Genomic DNA, 18,033 nt, shown 5'->3' with positions numbered 1-18,033 from the left:
TGTTAGCTATTCTTGCACAGCTGCTTCGGCGGAAGCGCGCAATTTGCGGATAGCGTCATTGGGATCACCAGCGCCGTACACCGCCGAACCGGCCACGAACACATTCGCGCCGGCTTCGGCCGCCCGTTCAATGGTCTCCGGGGAGATTCCGCCGTCCACCTGGATGGCCAGCGGCAGCCCGGAGCCGCGAACGGCCTCGGCGGCCCGCCGGATCTTGGGCAGCGTGACGTCCAGGAATTTCTGTCCGCCGAAGCCTGGCTCCACCGTCATGATCAGCAGCATGTCCAGTTCGGACAGCATGTCCAGGTACGGTTCCACCGGCGTGGCCGGGCGCAGGGCCATGCCCGCCTTGGCGCCGCGGTCCCGCAGGTCGCGGGCGAGCTTGATGGGCGCCGTCGACGCCTCTACGTGGAAGGTGACGGATGCGAGGCCGGCCTCCGCGTAGAGCGGTGCCCAGCGGTCGACGTCGGCGATCATCAGGTGCGCGTCCAAGGGCAGCGCGGACACCTGCTGGATGCGTTCCACCACGGGCAGCCCGATGGTCAGGTTGGGGACGAAGTGGTTGTCCATGACATCCACGTGCACGGCGTCCGCGGCGCTGATCCGCTGCAGCTCGGCTTCGAGGTTCACGAAGTCGGCCGAGAGGATGCTCGGGTTGATGCAGCACTTGCTCACGAAGGGTTCTCCTAGATTTTGCGGCGGATCAGCGCCAGGAACATGGCGTCGGTGGCGTGGACATGCGGCCAGAGCTGGGCGGTGGATTCGTGGCCGGCTTCCAGCGCGCCGGGCAAGCTGACCGCGTCCAGGGCGGCGCCGGCGTCGAGCAGTTCCAGGTCGTTGCGTTTGCGCATCACATCGGCGACGACGGCGGTGGTCTCGGCGGGGTGCGGGGAGCACGTCACGTAGGCCACCACTCCCCCGGGCTTGACCGCGTCCACCGCCGTGGTCAGCAGTTGACGCTGCAGGATGCCGAGTTCGCCGACGTCGGACGGCTGGCGGCGCCAGCGGGACTCGGGCCGGCGGCGCAGGGCCCCCAGTCCGGTGCAGGGTGCATCCACCAGGATCCGGTCGAAGGTTTCCGGGTAGTCCTCGGCGATGGTGCGGCCGTCGCCGGTGCGCACGTTCCAGGTTTCCCCGGGGACCGCTTCCAGGGCCTGGCGGACCAGCTGTGCACGGTGCGGGGCCGGTTCGTTGGCCAGCAGCACGGCTCCGGATTCGTGGGCGAGGGCGGCCAGCAGGGTGGCCTTGCCGCCGGGGCCGGCGCACATGTCCAGCCACTTTTCCACGCCGTCCTCATCGATCGAGGCGCCGTCGAGTTTCAGTTCGGCCAGGGCGCGGGCCACCAGCTGCGAGCCGGCGTCCTGGACGCGGGTGGTTCCGGCGCGGACGGAGTCCAGCCGGCCGACGTCGCCGGCGGAGAACAGTGCGGAGTCCTTCACCAGTTCGCCGTCGGTTGCCCCGGCGGCGCGTGCCTCGTCGAGGTTCCCGAGCCCGGGCAGGGCTACGAGGTTGACCACGGGCGCGTCATTGTCGGCGCGCAGCAGGTCGGTGATTTCGTCGACGCTGCGTCCGTGGGCAACCAGTGACTGGCGCAGCGCCCGGACAATCCACTCGGGATGCGAGTACTCAATGGCGGAACGCTTCACCGCGTCGGATTCACCCTCCGTGAGGATCTGAACCCACTCGTCCAGGCTCCGGGCGGCGACCTTGCGCAGCACTGCATTGATCAGGGCCGAGGGTCCGGCGCCGATCACGGCGCGGGCCAGGCCGACGGTCTGGTCCAGTGCCGCATGGGCGGGTACGCGCATGGCCAGCAGCTGGTGCGTGCCGATACGCAGTGCATCCAGCACGGCGGGGTCCAGGCGTTCCAGCGGCCGGTCCACGCACTTGGCGAGGATGGCGTCATAGGTTCCCTGGCCGCGCAGGGCACCGTAGGCCAATTCCGTGGCGAACCCTGCGTCGCGCTTGTCCAGCCGGTGCTTGCGGATGCTCTTGGGCAGTACGAGGTTGGCGTACGCGTCTTCGCCGGAGACGGCGCGGAGCACTTCAAAGGCGACCAGGCGCGCGGGGTCGGCTGCGCGGGTGCGCTGGCCGGGGGCGGCGGCGGTGCGGGTCTTAACGGCTGCGCGGCGGCGTTCGTGGCCCTTGTCGTTGCGGTGTTTGTTGGGCTGGTCGGGCTGGGGGGTCATTCGAAGACCACGTCCTCACGGTTGGCGAGGCCGCGGGCCCAGTCGGCCCCCGGCATCATTTTCTTGCCTGCGGGTTGGACACGCAGCAGTTCGAGTCCGTGTGAGCCGGTGCCCACGACGGCGGCGGCGTCCCCGCCGCCGGTGAAGCGGACCTGGCCGGGGCGCAGGTCGGTGACATCGGAGCGCAGCTTGGCGGCACCGATCTTGAATCGGGCGCCGTCCCAGGTGGTCCAGGCGCCGGGTTCGGGAGTGACGCCGTTGATGCGGCGCCGGAGAGCCAGGGCGGGCTGCTGCCAGTCCATGCGGGCATCGTCGATGGTCAGCTTGGGCGCCAGGGTGATATCGCCCTGCTGGGGAACCGGCACGGCAGCCCCGGCGTCAACGGCACTCAGGGTCTGCGCAAGCAGCACGGCACCGGAATGCGAGAGGCGCTCGAGCAGTTCCCCGCTGGTGTCTGCGGGATGCACCGTTTCGGTGAGTGTGCCGTAGACCGGACCGGTATCCAGCCCGGTCTCGAGCAGGAACGTGGAGGCGCCGGTGACGTCGTCGCCGGCAATCACGGCATGCTGCACGGGCGCGGCTCCGCGCCAGGCGGGCAGCAGCGAGAAGTGCAGGTTGATCCAGCCGTGCTTCGGGACGGTGAGGGCACGCGCCGGAACGAGGGCACCGTACGCAACGATCGCGGCGACGTCGGGCTCCAGCGCGGCGATGGCCGCGATGGCTTCGTCATCCACCTTGGCGGCGCGGATCACCGGCAGGCCCAGTTCCTCTGCACGGGCGGCCACGGGCGAAGGCGTCAGGATCTTCTTGCGGCCCAGCGGGGCGTCGGGGCGGGTGAGGACGCCGACGACGTCGAACCCGGCGTCGATCAGTGTGTCCAGGGACGGTACGGCCACCGCGGGGGTGCCGGCAAACAGGACTCGCAGTGCCACGCGGGTCAGGCCCCGGCCTGCGTGCCGAAGGTGCCCTTGGCCCCCTGGCCGAAGGTACCGAAACTGGAGCCCACGCTCTGGGCACGCTGGGCTGCGGTACGGTTCGCGACGGCGTCGTACTCGCGCTGCCGGATGGCCCGCAGTGCTTCCTTGCGGGGCTCGCCTTCCAGCCGGTCTATATAGAGGGAGCCGTTCAGGTGGTCCGTTTCGTGCTGGAAGCAGCGGGCGAGCATGCCTTCCCCCTCAATGCTGATGGGGTTGCCGTGCACGTCCTGGCCGCTGACGCGGGCCCAGCGGAAGCGCGGTGTCTGGTAGCCAAGTCCCGGGATGGACAGGCAGCCCTCCAGATGGTCCGGCTGCAGGTCTTCGCTCAGTTCCAGGACGGGATTGACTACATGTCCAGCCTGGCCGTCCACACGGTACGTGAACACCCGCAGGCTAACGCCCACCTGGGGTGCTGCAAGTCCGGCGCCTTCGACATCCTCCATGGTTTCCTCCATGTCCGCTACCAGCTTCGCCAGTTCGGGGCCGAAGTCGGTCACGTCTTCGGCGCGGGTCCGCAGGACCGGGTCGCCGAGCGTGCGGATAGTCAGGATGGCCATCGGGGGTTTGTTCCTTACTCTTGCTGCAGGGGATCGCACTCCAGTCTAGTTGGCTCCGCCGCCCACCGGGACGCTCAAGACCGGGGAGCGCCTGCAGGGACGGAACTCTGCGGGGATGCGGCCTCGGGAGCCTGTGCTGCTGAAGCCGCATCGGGCAGTGGCACGTTTGCCTGCGGGGCGGTTCCCTGCGGCGGCGAGGCCTGCGGCGCCGGGGCCGCGTGTGCCCCCACCGGCGGCGGCGGAACGGGGAGCAGGGCACGGCCGGCAGCAACGGCGTCGATATTGGTCTGCCAGACGCGGCGCAGAGCGCAGAACTTGAACCAGTGCTGGGGCAGCACCTCTGGGTTGGCGCGCATGGGACGCACCTCGGTCTGTCCCACGGCGACTCCCAGCAGCAGGGGGTCCTGGCCGTAGGCCCACGGCTCCCAGCTGCCCGCACCGGCGTCGACCAGCGATTCCTGCGCCTTCATTCCGGCGACGAGCTGCATCACCACCTTGTCATCGAGCGGTTTGACCTGCCCGTCGCGGTCAGTGTTCTTGGTTTTGTAGTCGATCAGGCACAGCCTCCCGCCAATCCGAGCCACCAGGTCCAGCGTGCCGGCATACCCGAGCTCGGCATTCCACACGGTGATTTCCGGGGCGATGGGCTGGACGTCGTACAGCTTCCACCATTCGTCGAACCGGTCAGCGAACTGGTGCTCGCCGCGGGCGGCCAGTTCCTCCCGTGCGCGTTCAAGCTCGTGCGGCCGGTCCAGGGCACGCAGTGCCACCTGCTCGCAGTAGAAGTGGACACGGGTGCCCCGTTCGGCCGCGGCGTCGCGGTAGCGTTCCGAGGCGGACGAGGCTTCCTTGACGACGGAACGCAGGTGGGAGGGGTTGCCGAGGGCGGCAGGCAGTTTGGGATCCTTGACCACAGCGGAGGCCGCCATGTAGCTGTGCCAGCCGTCCAGGGACGTGGAGCCCTGGGAAATCACCGTGGTGATGGACGGGACTGTGGGAGGCTCGGAAAGCGACCGTGAATACATGCGTCCGTATTCCGTGGCGTGTGCGAGTGCTGGTTCAGTCATGCTTACAGTCTGCCACCCGGCGGTGACAGTCTGCTTTCGGCCACCCGCGTGCACGAAAAAAGCCGCCGCCTTCCCGAAGGAAAGCGGCGGCTTCAAAGGGTGGGCGATACTGGGTTCGAACCAGTGACCTCTTCGGTGTGAACGAAGCGCGCTACCACTGCGCCAATCGCCCTTCTGTGCTGCATTCGCGTTGGTGCGCCCGGAAGCACTCCAACGTGTAAAGATGCTAGCCCAGATCCTGCAGGACTCCAAACCAGAGCTGATTCCGGGGCCGATTGGACGAACCCGCAAACGTCCTATAGAGTTTTTCTTCGTTGGAAAGCGGGGGTTCGCCGCGGAAAGCGCAAGCGATCCAGGGCAATGACCCCTAACTTCTTCAACATGCGGACGTAGCTCAGCTGGCTAGAGCACCACCTTGCCAAGGTGGATGTCGCGGGTTCGAATCCCGTCGTCCGCTCGCAAGTCACTGTACAGGCCGCTCCTGGTTCGCCGGGATTGGTTCACCAAAGCTTTATGCGGCGGTTACGGTGGGGTGGCCGAGAGGCGAGGCAGCGGCCTGCAAAGCCGTATACGCGGGTTCGAATCCCGTCCCCACCTCCACAGTGGATTGTAGAAAACCCATTTATGGGCGCGATTGGCGCAGCGGTAGCGCGCTTCCCTGACACGGAAGAGGTCACTGGTTCGATCCCAGTATCGCGCACGAACAGTACTGTTTCAGTGCTTTTCTTGCGGACGTAGCTCAGCTGGCTAGAGCACCACCTTGCCAAGGTGGATGTCGCGGGTTCGAATCCCGTCGTCCGCTCTCCCTTCTGCTTATGGTTTTCCAGGAGTAATCCTGAACGGGCCGAGCAGTTTAGGGCGCGATTGGCGCAGCGGTAGCGCGCTTCCCTGACACGGAAGAGGTCACTGGTTCGATCCCAGTATCGCGCACGGACAGTTTCGACTGTTGATGTTTGCGGACGTAGCTCAGCTGGCTAGAGCACCACCTTGCCAAGGTGGATGTCGCGGGTTCGAATCCCGTCGTCCGCTCTCCCCCGGTCCTGGTTACCGGACTTAGAAGGAACAGGTTTGCGCCTGTTCCTTCTTTTGTTTAACCCGGGCGCAGCGGTCAGGTCTCCGGCATACCTAGGGGCTCGGTGACTGCAGCTGTGCGGCAAGGCCGGTCAGGAGGATGTTCAGTCCCTGATCCAGCTCCGCGGCGCCGTCATAATCGGCGAGGACCGGACCCAGCGCCCTCAGATGCGGAAAGTCTTTCGCCGGCAAGCGGTGCAGGCCCAGGCGCAGCACGGCTTCAGTTTCCTCCGGGTCCACAACGAGCTCCTGCAGCTCGTTCAGGATGTGTCCGTACAGGAAACCGTAGTAAGCCCGGTAGACATGCAGCGCATCCGCCGGGGCGAAACCGGCTTCGACGAGGAGCGCGAGGATCTGCTCCAGCGGGCGAAGGGTCCCCAGCGGGCGCGTGCCCAACGGGGTGGACAGGGGCCGTGTGACCAGCAGCGGCACTGCATTCGGATGGCGCAGCGCCGTCAGCCGGAGGTCATGGGCAATCCGGCACAGCCGTGCCTGCCAATCCGGTCCATCCGAATCGTCCGCGGCGGGGTCCGGGTCCGGAAAGACTTCAAGTTCTTCCAGGACAACCTCGGAGACGCCATCCAGCAGGGCCGCCCGGTTTGCTGCGTACCGGTAGAGGCTCATGGGATCGCACTTCAATACCTTGCCCAGGCGACGCATGGTCAAGGATTCCAGGCCTTCGGAGTCCACTATCTCCAGGGCGGTCTGCAGCACAAGATCGCGGCTGAGGCGAGTCTTTCCTGGAGCGATCCGGCGGAGCGGTTTCTGGAAGGAAACCATAAAGGTCCATTCTTGTGGGTTGTGCGTCAGGCTTACCGATTATAAGCAAGCTTGCTTATTAGTAAGTCTACATATAAAGTCTACAGCGTAGAGAATAAGTCGACTGGTTCAGTAGCGGAATCAAAGTTGCATGGCCATCAGGCCACTCATACCACTACATAAGGAGAACCACATGGCTAATACGCAGACTCACAACGATCACACAAACACCACCGTTCGCAACGCCAATGACATCAAGGTGTCCACGCGGACCCTCGAATTCGCCGTCTACGTCCTGGCCGTTATCGCCACGATCATCACGGCAGCTGTTGTCGGCGACAACGCCAGCGAAAACGGCCTTGACGCGTTCAACGCCTCGCAGGCAATGCAGTACATCACCTTCCTCACGGTCGGTCTGATGGTTGCCCGCGGCCTGGCCAAGTCCGGCCACCGCGGCAACAACAACCACAACGCGTAACACGCGTTTTCCGGCCTTGCGCCGGACACTTATTCCGGCGCGGCGCTCTTGGAGCTCCGCGCCGGATTTGTTTTAAGCTCAGTTGTTTCTGCGTTTCGCCCAGGCAGTTTCCCCGCGGTGCAGCGCCGGCAAACAACCCTGAATCCCTTAGAGTGTGGCCATGGAAATCCGCCCGCTGGACCTCACTGATGACCGAGCTATGTTCGAGGCTTACCGCGTTGAATGCGCGGCAAACCAAAGCGTAAGGCCCGGCTGGGTTTCCCTCAGCAGAGAAGCGCGCATTCTTGGATGGCGTACGCCTAACGGATGGCGAAACCATTTGGTCGGCGCTTGGAACGGGAGCACGCTGGTTGCCTTCGCCGCCGGCATGACTTCGGCAGATACCCCGGATACCACGTGGATATTCGTTTGGGTCGACCCTGCCCACCAAAAGGCAGGCATTGGTTCGGCATTGGCCCGTGCAGCGGAAGACGCCAGTCCTGCGTCGACTACGAGGTTCGTGGCAAGCGCTTACAGGTCCACCACGACCGAGATCGAAGCGCTTACACGGAACTTCGCTTCTCCTTTGGGCTATTACCCGGCAACCGCCGAAACCGTCGTGGAACTTGATCTTCGCAACACGCAGCTTGCCGGCCCGACGACGGCGCCCGGTTACGAAATCTCCACCTATGTCAATGGCGTCCCGGAGCGGTTCCGCGAACAGGTAGGGCAGATCAAGGGCCTGGTCGATGCCGAGGCGCCCAACGGTGAGCTCGGCTGGGGTGAGACCCCGGTGTCCCCCGCTGAATATGCCGACGAAATGAACCTCTGGGTCGCCCAGGGGTCCACGGTGTTGGAGTCCGTCGCCGTGGATACGGCCGGCAACGTTGCGGCGTGGACCTGCCTGGTAGCCGATGCCGATGCCGAACGGCCCGCGCACATCGAAGGGACCCTTGTGGTCTCCAACCATCGCGGCCACGGTCTGGGAGCAGCCGTCAAGGTGGCTTCCCTGCGCCGCGCCGTCGAACTGGGAAGCGTTCGGAGGGTCAGGACCAGCAGCGATGACGGGAATGTATGGATGCGCTCCATCAACACCCGGCTCGGGTTCATGCCTGTGGAGACGGAGATCATCCTGCAGAAGGAGACAGTCAGCGTGTGATGGGGTCTGCTGCCACAGAGGCGGCATACAACGTCTCGAAAATCGACGAGGCCCCGAGCCCGTGGTGCATGAAATCCATCAGGGTCCCCTCCTCCGCGGCATGCAGCCGGACGTGGATCCGGGATACGGGTTCCTCGAGAAACTCCCAGCTCATGGCTAGCTGGTGCGGTTCGTCCATGTCAGTGATGAGACTCCGGGACAGGTAACCTCCGCTGTGGTCGACGCCGCGGCGCTTGCAGCACCAATCAATTTCCGATGGCCTGTGCCATCTGTTCGGCGGTCGCGAGGTCGGCCAGCACCACCTGGTAGCGGTGGCCGCCGGCGTCCGAGAAACTTACGGCGCCGGCACCGCCCATGTTCAACCTGGTCAGGGAACCGTGTCCATGCCGCGTCACCGGCCAGTTCACCAGTCCGGTGTTCAAACCGTTGTCTTTGGTCACCGTGAGGTCCTGCACGTTTTGGCGCTGAATGGAGCGCTTCCACAGGGGCCCTCCCAGGGTGACGGTTTGCTGGTCCACTGCGACCGTAATCCGCGCAAGGAAACACCACCATGACACTGCTTGCCGGTGCCTGCGGCGCCATGGCCTTCCCCCTCTTCGTCTGCGCGGGCGGTCCTGATGAGGGAACGCTACCTCATACCCCTGGACCGAGAGGCGGCAGCCTACCGCAGCCGCTCTTCCAGTTCAGCCAGGAACTCGCGGGCAGCAGACATTCCGGCTGCGCACATCGGTATCGGTCTAGGGTGGCGCCATGGAGGACATCGAGCAGTACTGGTTGCCGCGGCCACCGCTGGGAGGTGGCGTCGCGACATCGGATCTTGAGGCAGCGGCAGGCTTCGTTGACACCGTCGACGGCGGATGGCTCCTGCCGCCGCGGGGGCTCCCTGTCTGGGTCTTCCTGCCCCACGGAGGCATCAGCGGGATGCACTATTTCTTTTCGGTATCCCGCGAAAACACGGCGGCTCCCTTGTGGCGGGACGGAACGGTATATGTTCTGCCCCGGGAGGACTTTACCCGTCAGCCGTCTGAACGTCTCGGACGGCATGTCATCGAGGAACCCCACTGGGCATCACCGTCTGCTGTGCGGCCCGTCGCCAAAGTCGCCGTCGCACCGGCGGATTTTCCCTTCTTGGCGAAGGTACGGAAGCACGACGCAGCGGAAGTCGACGCGAAAGCACTGAAAGACCCGGACGGCTACCCCTGGCTTTGACCCGCTCCCACCCTCATCCGGCGTCGGCCGCGTCGCCCTCTCGCTGGCGACGAAGCCCGTCTGGCCATAGTCTTTCACCACTCCCGCGGGCCATTTGAAAGGAACCTTCATGACCATTGCTATCTTCGGTGCCACCGGACGCCTCGGCGGCCTCACCCTCGATTCCCTGATCGAACGCGGCGTTGCCCCCGGCGGCATCCTCGCCATGGGCCGGAACCAGGATCGCCTGGTTGAGCTCGCGGAACGCGGCCTGCGCACCGCGCGGGTTGACCTTGACGACGCCGCCACCGTAGCCGGTGTGCTGGACGGCGTAGAAAAGGTCCTGCTCATTTCCATGAGCGAACCGGGACGCCGCGTTGCTCAGCATGCAAACGCAATCGAGGCAGCACAGAACGCCGGCGTCCGACATGTGGTCTACACCTCGGCCCTTGAGGCCCCGACGACGGTTCTTGCCCTCGCTCCGGAGCATCGGGCTACCGAGGAACTCATCACCGCGTCCGGCCTTCCGGCGACTTTCCTGCGCCACGGCTGGTACACCGAAAACCACCGGCAGGAGTTCGACGCCGCGCGGCAAACCGGCGTCGTCGCGAACAGTGTGGGTCCGGGGCGCATTGCCAGCGCTCCGCGCCGGGACTATGCCGACGCGGCCGCCGTCGTACTCAGCACTTCGGGCCATGAAGGGAGGGCCTATGAGTTATCCGGTGATACCGCATGGACCTACACGGACTTCGCGGCCGCTGCCCAGGAAGTGCTGGGAAGCCCGGTCCGTTACGAGGTCCTGACGCCGGAGGAGGAACAGGAACGGCTAATCGGCCTCGGACTCGATGAGGCGACCGCAGGATTCCTGGGCACGATCAACGCCAATATGCGCGACGGCGCGTTGGCCCCGGCGTCCGGTGAGCTGGCCAAACTGATCGGCAGGCCTACAGAGCCGCTGATCGAGACCATGCGTTCCTGGGTCCGCTGAGCAGCGTCTTACGCTGACGTGCGGCGGCGCCTGACATTCACGAATTCGAAAGCGAGAAAAGCGCCGATCCCCAACGGAACCCATTGTGCCGACGCAATACCGGGAGAAAAAACGGGCGCAACCACGAGTGCCAGAATCAAGCAAAAAGCCGCTACACCAAAAATCACGGCTTCCGCGAACGACCACTTAGCCTTTTCCATCACTGCTCCCCCTCAATCACCTTCGACTATCCGGTAATGCCCGGGCTGTCGGCCTCACACATTAGTGAAACTATTTCGTGAGGCCGCGAATACCGTCAAGCCCTACAGGCGGCTGCGGTGTCAGGAATGGTTTAGCGCAGTGTCGATAATCTCTCGGCTTGGCAGGTGTAATGCTTCCGCCGCGTTGAACTCGGTGGCAGCCAGGAAACGGTCAACAAGACGGTTGCCGGCGGCGTAGCCTGCCCCCGCTGGAAGGCCGACTGGTTCGGCACCGAAGCGCGCGGCCGCTTCATCGCCGTGCACCCATGCGGTGAAGTTCTGCATCCCGCCGATGTCCAGCCCGGATAGAACCTTCTCGAACAGGGAGTCGTCGTGAAGGTGGGGAACCCCCATCGGCGTATAGCCCAACCGGTCCCCGTAGAGCTGACGGGCAAAGGCATCCGCCAACCCTTCGGAAACAATCTGCTCCCCCACCGTGGCCGTAGCCGGATCCCAGACCACTCCTCCCGGTGCGTAGCGCAGGTTGTGGTTCAACTCGTGCACGGCGGCGGCCTCGAGACGCTCCAGGTTTTCGTCGGTGGGCCACAGGGTCAGCGAGATGAAACCCGTGGCACTGCCGTTTCCGCTGAGCCCCCTGGCCGGACCCATGAAGTACTCGCCGGCCGGGTCGCCAAGGACCAGCAGGACGGTGATGTCCGGCGTCTTGACTTCGGGAACGGCCTGAACCTGCACCGCAACTGCGTTCGCCAGTGCGTTTTCGATCCGCCTCCAAGCATTCGCCGTCGTCAACCGGGCGAGCCCCTCACGGCAGCTTTCGCTGTCGCGGTCCAGGGGGAAACCAAAACTCATTCCGTGCATTGCCACCAGGTCCACCTGCCCGGGAAAGTACCGGTACATGCCTTCCATCGGAGCAAGCATCGAGCGCAGCAACCCGCTGCGCTCCCCCTCGGCGGCCTGGAGCACCGCTTCCATTCCCGCGGCAGTGTCCAGCACGTTGATTGTCATACCGGCACCCTAGCGCCTGTAGCCATGCCTGGCTTGCTCGTTGCCGGAAGCCTTCTGGCATATCCGGCCCGGCTCGCGGCGCGGCATTGAACTTTTCCCGCCATGACCATGCAGGATGTGGCCATGTATACGGCTGAAGAACCCATCCAACGGGGACCCGGGTATCTCACGCCTGGCGAGTCCGGCGTTTCCTGGATGCTCGATCCAACGCACGCGGTACTCAAAGGCCATGCCGCGAGGCAGGCCGCCGGACCAGACAGCCCAGCCGACTATATGGACTACATCGCCGACGCCGAGGCCTTGAAACATCTCCTGCGGTACCGCCATGTTGCAGCGGTACTGGATCCCCGGCGTGCAGACACCACCGATGCCGTCGTCGACCGGTGGGCCCTGGACCTGCTCCGCCGCAAGCCCGGCACGGCAGCAGAATGTGCAGGCAGCCTGGGGAAAGACCTGGGGCTGGCTCTGGCCGACGGGCACCTCCATGTGCGCCACGGTCAGCACCACCGGCCAGCCAAAGAAGTTGCCGCAGTAGACCCCGGACCCCCTTGGGAAGCAGCAACCTACGCCGAGACCCGGGTTGTGCGGATCCGGTCCCTGGACGGATCCGACGGCCGCGACACCTGGCTCCGGGCCGGGTCGGATAACAATGCTGCGGATTTCAGCTTTTCGAAACTGATCGTCGACCTGCGCGGCAACGGCGGAGGGGACGACTCCTATGTCACCTCCTGGTTTTCCCAGCACGTTTCCGAACACTGGGTGCCGCCTTGTGAAGAAACAAGCATGACCCTGGCGTCCTCCGGCTCATCAATAGCTTTCTGGAACTACGCAGCGTGGCTCGGGCTCAACCACCACACGGTGCCGGACGCATTCCAACAGCACAAACCACAGCCGACGGACCGGATCGTGACCTGCACCCGGCCCGGCGCCGTCGTCGTCCCAGCCCAGGCCGCGCCAGTCAAAGCCCGTACTCCTTGGACAGGCCGCCTGATCGTGGTGATCGACGGCGGCACCGGCTCCTCGGCCGAGTCAGCCGCCCTGCTGCTGAAATCAGCCTTCAACGCCGTACTGGTCGGCACCCCCAGCTACGGCGTCATCGACTACGGGAATTCGGCGCCCTACTACTTACCGGTCAGCGGGATGGAAATCCATTTGCCGTCGCAGGCCAACAACTGGGGAACTGCAGTGGACTTCGCGGGCATCCAGCCGGACATTGCCGTCCCCGCGGGAATCGGAATCAAAACCGTCGTCGCCCGGTTCGACGAATTCCATGCCGCCGGTTCAGGGCGGCCGGACTTGTCGGAAAGCGTTCGGGCAAACTGGGCCTCGTCAGCCGGCCCGGCGCTGCAGCCGCCGGCGTACGGCTATGAAGACAACGCCGGCAAGGATGATGTGCACCAGGACCAGGGCGATCGCATCCGGTTCAACCCAGGTGATGGTCCATCCTGATTCGAGCCATCCCGTTCCGCCCAGAATCGTGCGGGTGACGGTCAGCTGCGACCAGTGGAACGCGACCGCCACCAACAGCGCCCCGGGCAGCGGGACGCGCCGAGCCACCACCAGGGCAAGCCCGAACAGCACCAGCTGCACGATGTAGACAATCGGGTCGTTACCTGCCGGGAACACCTCGATTCCTCCTCCGTCACCGCCGAGCACCGTGGTGATAGCCCACCGCACCGGTCCCACCACCACTCCAACGAATGGGAACAGTGCCGTCGTCACCAGCGTCGCAGCCGCCAAACCCCAGCCGTCCCTCAAGTTCGTCCAGACATACCCGCGCAGGGCAAGTTCCTCCGGGAGCGCCTCGTAGAGGGCCAGCACCACGCCGTTCAGGAGCAGGAAACCCAGGAAAGCGGCGACGTCGACCTCTTCCACTCGTATCCAGCCGGCCAGGCCGGCGGGCACCCAGACGAGAAGGCCGGTGAGTGCACCGACGGCTGCGCCAAGGGCCAGCGGCTGGGCGGCTGAGCTACTGAGGCCGAGTCCCTCCAGACGGCGCCGGTCCAGCCGTCGACGCAGCAACACGATTCCCGGCACCACGACGGCGGACATCAAGACCGCCTGCAGTAGGACTTCAGCCAGCCGTCCCCAACCGAAAACCCGGCTCAGGGTTTCGGAGATCCCTATGGATCCGCCAAGGGCGATGCCGAGGAACGCCCATCCAAGGACCGCAGTCTGAAGTGCCCGTCCCCGCGGGATCGGCTGGCGGATCTGGTCCGGGACCGGAGGCAGCGTTGCGTCAGGCAGCGTGCGTGCAGGCATTAGGTTGGTCCTCGTCCATCGGGGTCGGGGCAGCTGTGCAGGAACGACGCCAGTCCACCACGGAGGTCCGCCCAAGCTAGGAAGCCACGCCCGATTCAATGATTGCCGCGGCGACTGCGGCGGCGGCAGCTTCCATCCGGACAGTGACGGCGTCCTTGTCTGTCGACTCGGACTCGTGGATGAAAGATGTTGTGCCGCGTTTCATTCCGCAGAAGTCGATGATGCCGTGTTCCACCGAGGTGCTGAAGGACTGTGTGTAGCCGTGCCTGGCAAGAGATTCCCGGGCGGTGCCGGACAGCGGCAACAGATGCATGGTCAACCTGCCGAGCAGCGGAACCACGTGCCCGCCGTCGTCGTAGTCGAAGGCCCAGCCGGCCACGAACACTCGGTCGATCCAGCCTTTGAGGAGCGCAGGCAGTGACCACCAGTACATGGGAAACACCAGCACCAGGTGGGAAACACCATCCAGCCGTTGCTGTTCTGCAACGACGTCGGGATCCGCTGTCCCGCCGTCGGTGTAGACGCGGCGGTCATTGGGCGTAAAGCGGGGGTCAAAACCCTCCTGCGCTAGGTGGACGAGGCGGGTTGACTCGTCCCCCAACAGGCGGTGAAGGTGCGCAGCGGTGGCATGCGTCAGCGACCCCGGATCCGGATGCGCGGTAACGATCATGGTGCTCATGGCTGCTGAGTCCCAGGCAACTCTTTGCGGCGTCGGTATTGCCGGTCCGCCCGAGCGCGGGCACCGCAGTCGGGATGGCACCACTTTTGGTTGGGACGGGACTGGCGGAAGAGTCCCCCGCAGTTGGGAGCGGTACAGAACGCCAGTCTCGCCACCTCCTCGCGCTCGGCAAGCAGACCGATCACGGTGGTGGCGAGGAAACCGATCAGTGCGTTTGTTCCAGGCGCAGCAGGTTCAATGACACCGTCCAGCGTCACCGGGTCCAGGCTGCGGACGGTCGGGTGGCGGCGTGCTGCCTGGTTGATTGTGTCCAGGTCATCTGCCGGAAACGGGTCGCCGGCGGACAGCGCACGAAAGGTGCGCCGGGAGGAGTCCCGAAGGGCGAGCAGCTCGCGGTGGGCGGCGTCATCAAATACATCAAGGCCCGGAAGGGGATGCGGTTCATGGGCAAGCCAATCCCGCACACCGTCGGGTGTGTCGAGGTGGTCGACGTCGTCCGTCCCGTGCCAGTGCATAGTGTTGGCGAAGTCCAGGGCGAGTGGTTCGCTCAGCCAGCTCCAGGATCTTTCATTCACGTCTTCACCGTACGGTCGTACCGGATTTTAGGCGAGCGACAACGCAGGCGGCGACACCGGCGAAGGCAGCCAACAGCAACCACGCGGCCCCAAAACCCCATTGCACGGCCACAGCCAACGCAAGGGCGATACCGAGGGCCGTACCAAGCTGCGCTGCTGTGTTCACTACGGCCGCGGCGGCGGCACGGATATCTTCGGCGACCTTGGTGCCGGTATGTGTCGCAGCGGCGGAGGACAGCCCGATTCCTGCCCCCGACACGGCCACCGCCACTCCGATACCCACCAACTGCCCCGGCACCAAGGGAAGAATTGCCGTTCCTATCCCGATGCCCGCCAGGCCCCGTGCCATGACGGCGTTTTCTCCCTTCCGGTCCATCAACCGTGGCGCCAAGGCGGATCCGGCTATGACAGCTCCACTGAACGGCAACAGGACCGCCGCAGTGGCCAGTCCCGACCGGCCATACTCATCCTGCAGTGACAGGGTGATCATGGCAGCTGCCGCACTCGTCGTCGCCGTATTGACAAAGGAAACACCGGAGCCGCGCCGGACCTGGGACGATCGAAGCATCTCCCGGGGCAGGATCGGGTTGCCGCTTGCCCTCTCGATAGCCACCAGAACGCTTCCGGCTAGCAACGCCACTGCTCCCAGCCGCAGTGCGGATGACGGATGTTCCTGCGCCAGGGCCGTACCGGCGACGACCAGGCCCACTGTCAGGGTCAGGAGCAGGCCGCCAGCTATGTCCAGCGGTCTAGCGGGTACGGCTTTGCTGCGGAACAACAGACGGGCCAGCAGGCCCAGGCCTCCGGCCAGGATTCCCGTGAGCAGGAATGCGGTCCTCCACTGGTCCAGCGCTGACGCCAGTCCGCCAACAATGAAGCCCGTAGCCCCTGCTGCTGCACCGGCGGCGCTCCATGCGGCAACCGCCCGTTGTCGGGCCGGCCCCTCGGCCGTGGACTGGGTGATGAGGAACAAGGCCGCAGGAACGGTCACCGCGGCGGCCAGACCTTGCAGCATTCGCGCTAGGGACAGGAGCTCCAGGGACGGAGCGACGGCGACCAGGACACCCGCGCCCGCAAACACCAGGGACGAAACCGCAATCATGCGTACGTGCCCGAACCTGTCACCCAGGCGGGCTCCGAGAATCAGGCACCCGCCGAACGCCACGGCGTATCCGGTCGAGAGCAGCGTGGCGCCCGCAGGTCCGGCGTCGACCTCGGCCAGCATGAGCGGGAGGAGGGTGACCACCATGGTCGCCCCCATGACGTCGAGGAACTGCAGCAGACACAGGACGAAGACGCGGACGTTCCTCATGCCACCACACTCTACGGTTAACACCGAGAAAACCGTAGACACTTCGGATAGTGGGTGAAAATACTCGTTCGGGAGCCCCACCAACTACTTGGTTTTTCTGCACGCTATCCCGCTGCATGTGGAAAAGCTACGTGTTCGCCGAGCCCGGCCGCCCCTAGGCTTTGAATGCCTTGGCCGGGGGCGTGGCCGGGAACCACGGGAGGCTAAGAGGCGAGTCTCGCATTGCACCGCACCAATGCTGAGGAGATCACCGTGAAGAAATCATCACCTGCCCTCGCCGTCCTTGCCGCAACCGCAGCTGTGGGGCTGGCAGCCGCACCTGCGACCGCCGGCGGCCGGCACCACCCGCCATCACCCGTACCTGTTGCCGGGGAGGTGACCACTGTCGCCGACGGACTGGTTAGTCCCCTGAGCTTCGCCGTCGGGCGAGGAGGCACCCTCGACGTCGCCCAATCCTTTATCGGACTCCTGTCCCGCATCACGGACGACGGCGAACCCGAGACCCTCGCGACGGCGCCCGAAGGTTATGCGACCGCTTCCGTCTCCCGTGAACGCGGCACCACCTATTACACGGTGAGTGTCGGCGCGGCGACCAACGATCCGGCCCAGAATATTTCCCTGCTGCAGTCAGTTGACCGCGAGGGCACAGTCGAAACGGTCGGGGATATTTCCGCGTATGAATTCGCTGAGAATCCGGACAGCATCAACACCTACGGCTTCGAGGATGCACTCCCCGCCGAATGCGCGGCACAGCTGCCGCCCGGCGTTGCCCCTGCTCCCTACACCGGCCTGCCGGATTCCAACCCAGTAGCCTCCCTTCCCGGCCGGTACGGCGGAACCATCGTGGCCGACGCGGGCATGAACGCCCTCATCCAGGTGAACGACGACGGCGAAATCCAGACCGTCGCCGTGCTGCCGCCGATTCCACTCGACATAACCGCCGAGAACGTTTTGGGTCTGGGCCTGCCGGCCTGCACCGTGGGACTCACCTACAATCTGGAACCGGTGCCGACCGACGTCGAACGCGGACCTGACGGCGCCCTGTACGTGACCTCGCTGCCGGGCGGGCCTGAGGGAGGATCTCCGGGATCCGTGTTCCGGGTAGAAGGATCCACCGGAGCTACGGAACTCGTGGCCACGGGCTTTGCCGGGGCCACCGGCCTGGCGGTGAACGACAACGGAGACATCTTCGTGGCTGAACTGTTCGGCAACCGGATTTCGGTAGTGCCGGCCGGATCAGACACCCCCCAGCTGTTTCTGGAGGTCAACCAGCCGGCCGCCCTGGAGCTTCGCGGCTCGGCGCTCTATGCATCAGTCGATGCCCTTGCCGGCGGGACGCCGCCCGAACCCGGAACAGAAGAGCCGCCGGCCGCGGAGCCTCCTGCCGAACCGGCTCCACCCTCCAGCAGCATCATCCGGATTGAGCTGGACAACAACTGCGACGGCTACCATCACCACCGCGGCGGACCCGGCGGGCATGCCGGTGACGGTGCCCGCGACGACGGGTCCGACGAATAGCGCAGGGTATGCCCGGAGAGGAAAGTCCTTTCCTCCGCTGCGTGACGGTCCTACCATGGAGGGGAACGGG

19 protein-coding genes, 7 tRNA genes and 2 pseudogenes are annotated in these 18,033 nt (G+C 65.2%); 13 read left to right on the top strand and 15 right to left on the bottom strand.

Annotation, left to right across the window (positions count from 1 at the left end; all coding sequences use genetic code 11):
- Nucleotides 1-6 precede the first annotated feature (6 nt).
- The 6 genes from rpe to AC5RT8_RS01155 form a co-directional block, all read right to left on the bottom strand.
- The gene (gene rpe / locus AC5RT8_RS01180) at nt 7-675 is read right to left on the bottom strand and encodes a ribulose-phosphate 3-epimerase (protein ID WP_494093872.1); all 669 of its coding nucleotides are present in this window, start codon (nt 673-675) and stop codon (nt 7-9) included.
- 11 nt (nt 676-686) lie between these two features.
- Complete coding sequence (locus AC5RT8_RS01175; RefSeq protein ID WP_494093871.1) at nt 687-2,189, bottom strand: RsmB/NOP family class I SAM-dependent RNA methyltransferase; 1,503 nt, start codon at nt 2,187-2,189, stop codon at nt 687-689.
- Nucleotides 2,186-3,115 (bottom strand): methionyl-tRNA formyltransferase, encoded by a 930-nt coding sequence (fmt, locus tag AC5RT8_RS01170; protein WP_494094510.1) that lies wholly within the window; start codon nt 3,113-3,115, stop codon nt 2,186-2,188. The genes AC5RT8_RS01175 and fmt overlap by 4 nt, the downstream gene beginning before the upstream one ends.
- Before the next feature lie 11 nt (nt 3,116-3,126).
- Entirely contained in the window at nt 3,127-3,723 is a 597-nt protein-coding gene (def, locus tag AC5RT8_RS01165; protein WP_494093870.1) for a peptide deformylase, read from the bottom strand.
- A gap of 74 nt (nt 3,724-3,797) precedes the next feature.
- Nucleotides 3,798-4,790, bottom strand: coding sequence for a cytochrome (locus AC5RT8_RS01160; protein WP_494093869.1), 993 nt, complete (start codon nt 4,788-4,790; stop codon nt 3,798-3,800).
- 100 nt (nt 4,791-4,890) lie between these two features.
- Nucleotides 4,891-4,962 (bottom strand) — tRNA-Val (locus tag AC5RT8_RS01155).
- Between the two features lie 211 nt (nt 4,963-5,173).
- Between AC5RT8_RS01155 and AC5RT8_RS01150 the strand changes: the two genes are divergently transcribed.
- From AC5RT8_RS01150 to AC5RT8_RS01125, 6 genes are all read left to right on the top strand, one after another.
- Nucleotides 5,174-5,247, top strand: a tRNA-Gly gene (locus AC5RT8_RS01150).
- Nucleotides 5,248-5,316: 69 nt separating this feature from the next.
- Nucleotides 5,317-5,390, top strand: a tRNA-Cys gene (locus tag AC5RT8_RS01145).
- Nucleotides 5,391-5,418: 28 nt separating this feature from the next.
- Nucleotides 5,419-5,490: transfer RNA gene (locus tag AC5RT8_RS01140), tRNA-Val, on the top strand.
- 28 nt (nt 5,491-5,518) lie between these two features.
- Nucleotides 5,519-5,592 (top strand) — tRNA-Gly (locus AC5RT8_RS01135).
- 56 nt (nt 5,593-5,648) lie between these two features.
- Nucleotides 5,649-5,720, top strand: a tRNA-Val gene (locus AC5RT8_RS01130).
- A gap of 25 nt (nt 5,721-5,745) precedes the next feature.
- Nucleotides 5,746-5,819, top strand: a tRNA-Gly gene (locus AC5RT8_RS01125).
- Nucleotides 5,820-5,915: 96 nt separating this feature from the next.
- Here the strand turns inward: AC5RT8_RS01125 and AC5RT8_RS01120 are convergent.
- Nucleotides 5,916-6,641 carry a TetR/AcrR family transcriptional regulator C-terminal domain-containing protein gene (locus AC5RT8_RS01120; RefSeq protein WP_494093868.1) on the bottom strand — a complete coding sequence of 242 codons (726 nt, stop codon included), beginning with the start codon at nt 6,639-6,641 and terminating at the stop codon, nt 5,916-5,918.
- 172 nt (nt 6,642-6,813) lie between these two features.
- Between AC5RT8_RS01120 and AC5RT8_RS01115 the strand changes: the two genes are divergently transcribed.
- The 3 genes and pseudogenes from AC5RT8_RS01115 (at nt 6,814) to AC5RT8_RS01105 (ending at nt 8,236) form a co-directional block, all read left to right on the top strand.
- Nucleotides 6,814-7,098 (top strand): hypothetical protein, encoded by a 285-nt coding sequence (locus AC5RT8_RS01115; protein WP_227922227.1) that lies wholly within the window; start codon nt 6,814-6,816, stop codon nt 7,096-7,098.
- 160 nt (nt 7,099-7,258) lie between these two features.
- Nucleotides 7,259-7,567, top strand: a pseudogene (locus AC5RT8_RS01110) (GNAT family N-acetyltransferase); the annotation flags it as partial.
- Between the two features lie 30 nt (nt 7,568-7,597).
- Complete coding sequence (locus AC5RT8_RS01105; RefSeq protein ID WP_494094509.1) at nt 7,598-8,236, top strand: GNAT family N-acetyltransferase; 639 nt, start codon at nt 7,598-7,600, stop codon at nt 8,234-8,236.
- On the opposite strand, the pseudogene AC5RT8_RS01100 reads toward AC5RT8_RS01105, so the two are convergent.
- A pseudogene (locus tag AC5RT8_RS01100) lies at nt 8,226-8,489 on the bottom strand (hypothetical protein); the annotation flags it as partial. The gene AC5RT8_RS01105 and the pseudogene AC5RT8_RS01100 sit on opposite strands and share 11 nt — an antisense overlap.
- Entirely contained in the window at nt 8,482-8,754 is a 273-nt protein-coding gene (locus AC5RT8_RS01095) for a hypothetical protein (RefSeq protein WP_494093867.1), read from the bottom strand. The pseudogene AC5RT8_RS01100 and the gene AC5RT8_RS01095, both read right to left, overlap by 8 nt.
- Nucleotides 8,755-8,986: 232 nt before the next feature.
- Here AC5RT8_RS01095 and AC5RT8_RS01090 point away from each other — a divergent pair, with 232 nt between their 5' ends.
- Together AC5RT8_RS01090 and AC5RT8_RS01085 are read left to right on the top strand one after the other, a co-directional pair.
- Nucleotides 8,987-9,445 (top strand): hypothetical protein, encoded by a 459-nt coding sequence (locus tag AC5RT8_RS01090; protein WP_494093866.1) that lies wholly within the window; start codon nt 8,987-8,989, stop codon nt 9,443-9,445.
- Between the two features lie 109 nt (nt 9,446-9,554).
- On the top strand, nt 9,555-10,412 hold the full coding sequence (locus AC5RT8_RS01085; protein WP_494093865.1) for an SDR family oxidoreductase: 858 nt from the start codon (nt 9,555-9,557) through the stop codon (nt 10,410-10,412).
- An 8-nt stretch (nt 10,413-10,420) separates the two neighbouring features.
- Here AC5RT8_RS01085 and AC5RT8_RS01080 read toward each other — a convergent pair whose 3' ends face one another.
- Together AC5RT8_RS01080 and AC5RT8_RS01075 are read right to left on the bottom strand one after the other, a co-directional pair.
- A complete protein-coding gene (locus AC5RT8_RS01080) occupies nt 10,421-10,612 on the bottom strand; it encodes a hypothetical protein (RefSeq protein ID WP_494093864.1) in 192 nt (63 codons plus the stop codon).
- A 120-nt stretch (nt 10,613-10,732) separates the two neighbouring features.
- Complete coding sequence (locus AC5RT8_RS01075) at nt 10,733-11,617, bottom strand: DUF2268 domain-containing putative Zn-dependent protease (protein WP_494093863.1); 885 nt, start codon at nt 11,615-11,617, stop codon at nt 10,733-10,735.
- Between the two features lie 102 nt (nt 11,618-11,719).
- Here AC5RT8_RS01075 and AC5RT8_RS01070 point away from each other — a divergent pair, with 102 nt between their 5' ends.
- Nucleotides 11,720-13,066 (top strand): S41 family peptidase, encoded by a 1,347-nt coding sequence (locus AC5RT8_RS01070; RefSeq protein ID WP_494093862.1) that lies wholly within the window; start codon nt 11,720-11,722, stop codon nt 13,064-13,066.
- Here the strand turns inward: AC5RT8_RS01070 and AC5RT8_RS01065 are convergent.
- From AC5RT8_RS01065 to AC5RT8_RS01050, 4 genes are all read right to left on the bottom strand, one after another.
- Nucleotides 12,947-13,879, bottom strand: coding sequence for a CPBP family intramembrane glutamate endopeptidase (locus tag AC5RT8_RS01065; protein WP_494093861.1), 933 nt, complete (start codon nt 13,877-13,879; stop codon nt 12,947-12,949). The genes AC5RT8_RS01070 and AC5RT8_RS01065 overlap by 120 nt on opposite strands.
- 76 nt (nt 13,880-13,955) lie before the next feature.
- On the bottom strand, nt 13,956-14,558 hold the full coding sequence (locus AC5RT8_RS01060; RefSeq protein WP_494093860.1) for an NAD(P)H-dependent oxidoreductase: 603 nt from the start codon (nt 14,556-14,558) through the stop codon (nt 13,956-13,958).
- Nucleotides 14,555-15,133, bottom strand: a complete 579-nt coding sequence (locus tag AC5RT8_RS01055) for a CGNR zinc finger domain-containing protein (RefSeq protein WP_494093859.1) — start codon at nt 15,131-15,133, stop codon at nt 14,555-14,557. The genes AC5RT8_RS01060 and AC5RT8_RS01055 overlap by 4 nt, the downstream gene beginning before the upstream one ends.
- 4 nt (nt 15,134-15,137) lie before the next feature.
- On the bottom strand, nt 15,138-16,445 hold the full coding sequence (locus tag AC5RT8_RS01050) for an MFS transporter (RefSeq protein ID WP_494093858.1): 1,308 nt from the start codon (nt 16,443-16,445) through the stop codon (nt 15,138-15,140).
- Between the two features lie 252 nt (nt 16,446-16,697).
- On the opposite strand from AC5RT8_RS01050, the gene AC5RT8_RS01045 reads away from it, so the two are divergent.
- Complete coding sequence (locus AC5RT8_RS01045; protein WP_494093857.1) at nt 16,698-17,963, top strand: ScyD/ScyE family protein; 1,266 nt, start codon at nt 16,698-16,700, stop codon at nt 17,961-17,963.
- The last annotated feature ends 70 nt before the right edge of the window (nt 17,964-18,033 follow it).

Source organism: Arthrobacter sp. Ms25, assembly GCF_059090365.1.
Note: the sequence above shows the minus strand (reverse complement) of the source record. Positions and strands in the feature narration are given on the sequence as shown.

What these genes read in the sequence shown, in the direction of transcription:
- AC5RT8_RS01175 (WP_494093871.1), bottom strand. Translation starts at nt 2,189, where the DNA reads ATGACCCCCCAGCCCGACCAGCCCAACAAACACCGCAACGACAAGGGC.
- def (WP_494093870.1), bottom strand. Translation starts at nt 3,723, where the DNA reads ATGGCCATCCTGACTATCCGCACGCTCGGCGACCCGGTCCTGCGGACC.
- AC5RT8_RS01160 (WP_494093869.1), bottom strand. Translation starts at nt 4,790, where the DNA reads ATGACTGAACCAGCACTCGCACACGCCACGGAATACGGACGCATGTAT.
- AC5RT8_RS01120 (WP_494093868.1), bottom strand. Translation starts at nt 6,641, where the DNA reads ATGGTTTCCTTCCAGAAACCGCTCCGCCGGATCGCTCCAGGAAAGACT.
- AC5RT8_RS01115 (WP_227922227.1), top strand. Translation starts at nt 6,814, where the DNA reads ATGGCTAATACGCAGACTCACAACGATCACACAAACACCACCGTTCGC.
- AC5RT8_RS01090 (WP_494093866.1), top strand. Translation starts at nt 8,987, where the DNA reads ATGGAGGACATCGAGCAGTACTGGTTGCCGCGGCCACCGCTGGGAGGT.
- AC5RT8_RS01085 (WP_494093865.1), top strand. Translation starts at nt 9,555, where the DNA reads ATGACCATTGCTATCTTCGGTGCCACCGGACGCCTCGGCGGCCTCACC.
- AC5RT8_RS01080 (WP_494093864.1), bottom strand. Translation starts at nt 10,612, where the DNA reads ATGGAAAAGGCTAAGTGGTCGTTCGCGGAAGCCGTGATTTTTGGTGTA.
- AC5RT8_RS01075 (WP_494093863.1), bottom strand. Translation starts at nt 11,617, where the DNA reads ATGACAATCAACGTGCTGGACACTGCCGCGGGAATGGAAGCGGTGCTC.
- AC5RT8_RS01070 (WP_494093862.1), top strand. Translation starts at nt 11,720, where the DNA reads ATGACCATGCAGGATGTGGCCATGTATACGGCTGAAGAACCCATCCAA.
- AC5RT8_RS01065 (WP_494093861.1), bottom strand. Translation starts at nt 13,879, where the DNA reads ATGCCTGCACGCACGCTGCCTGACGCAACGCTGCCTCCGGTCCCGGAC.
- AC5RT8_RS01060 (WP_494093860.1), bottom strand. Translation starts at nt 14,558, where the DNA reads ATGAGCACCATGATCGTTACCGCGCATCCGGATCCGGGGTCGCTGACG.
- AC5RT8_RS01050 (WP_494093858.1), bottom strand. Translation starts at nt 16,445, where the DNA reads ATGAGGAACGTCCGCGTCTTCGTCCTGTGTCTGCTGCAGTTCCTCGAC.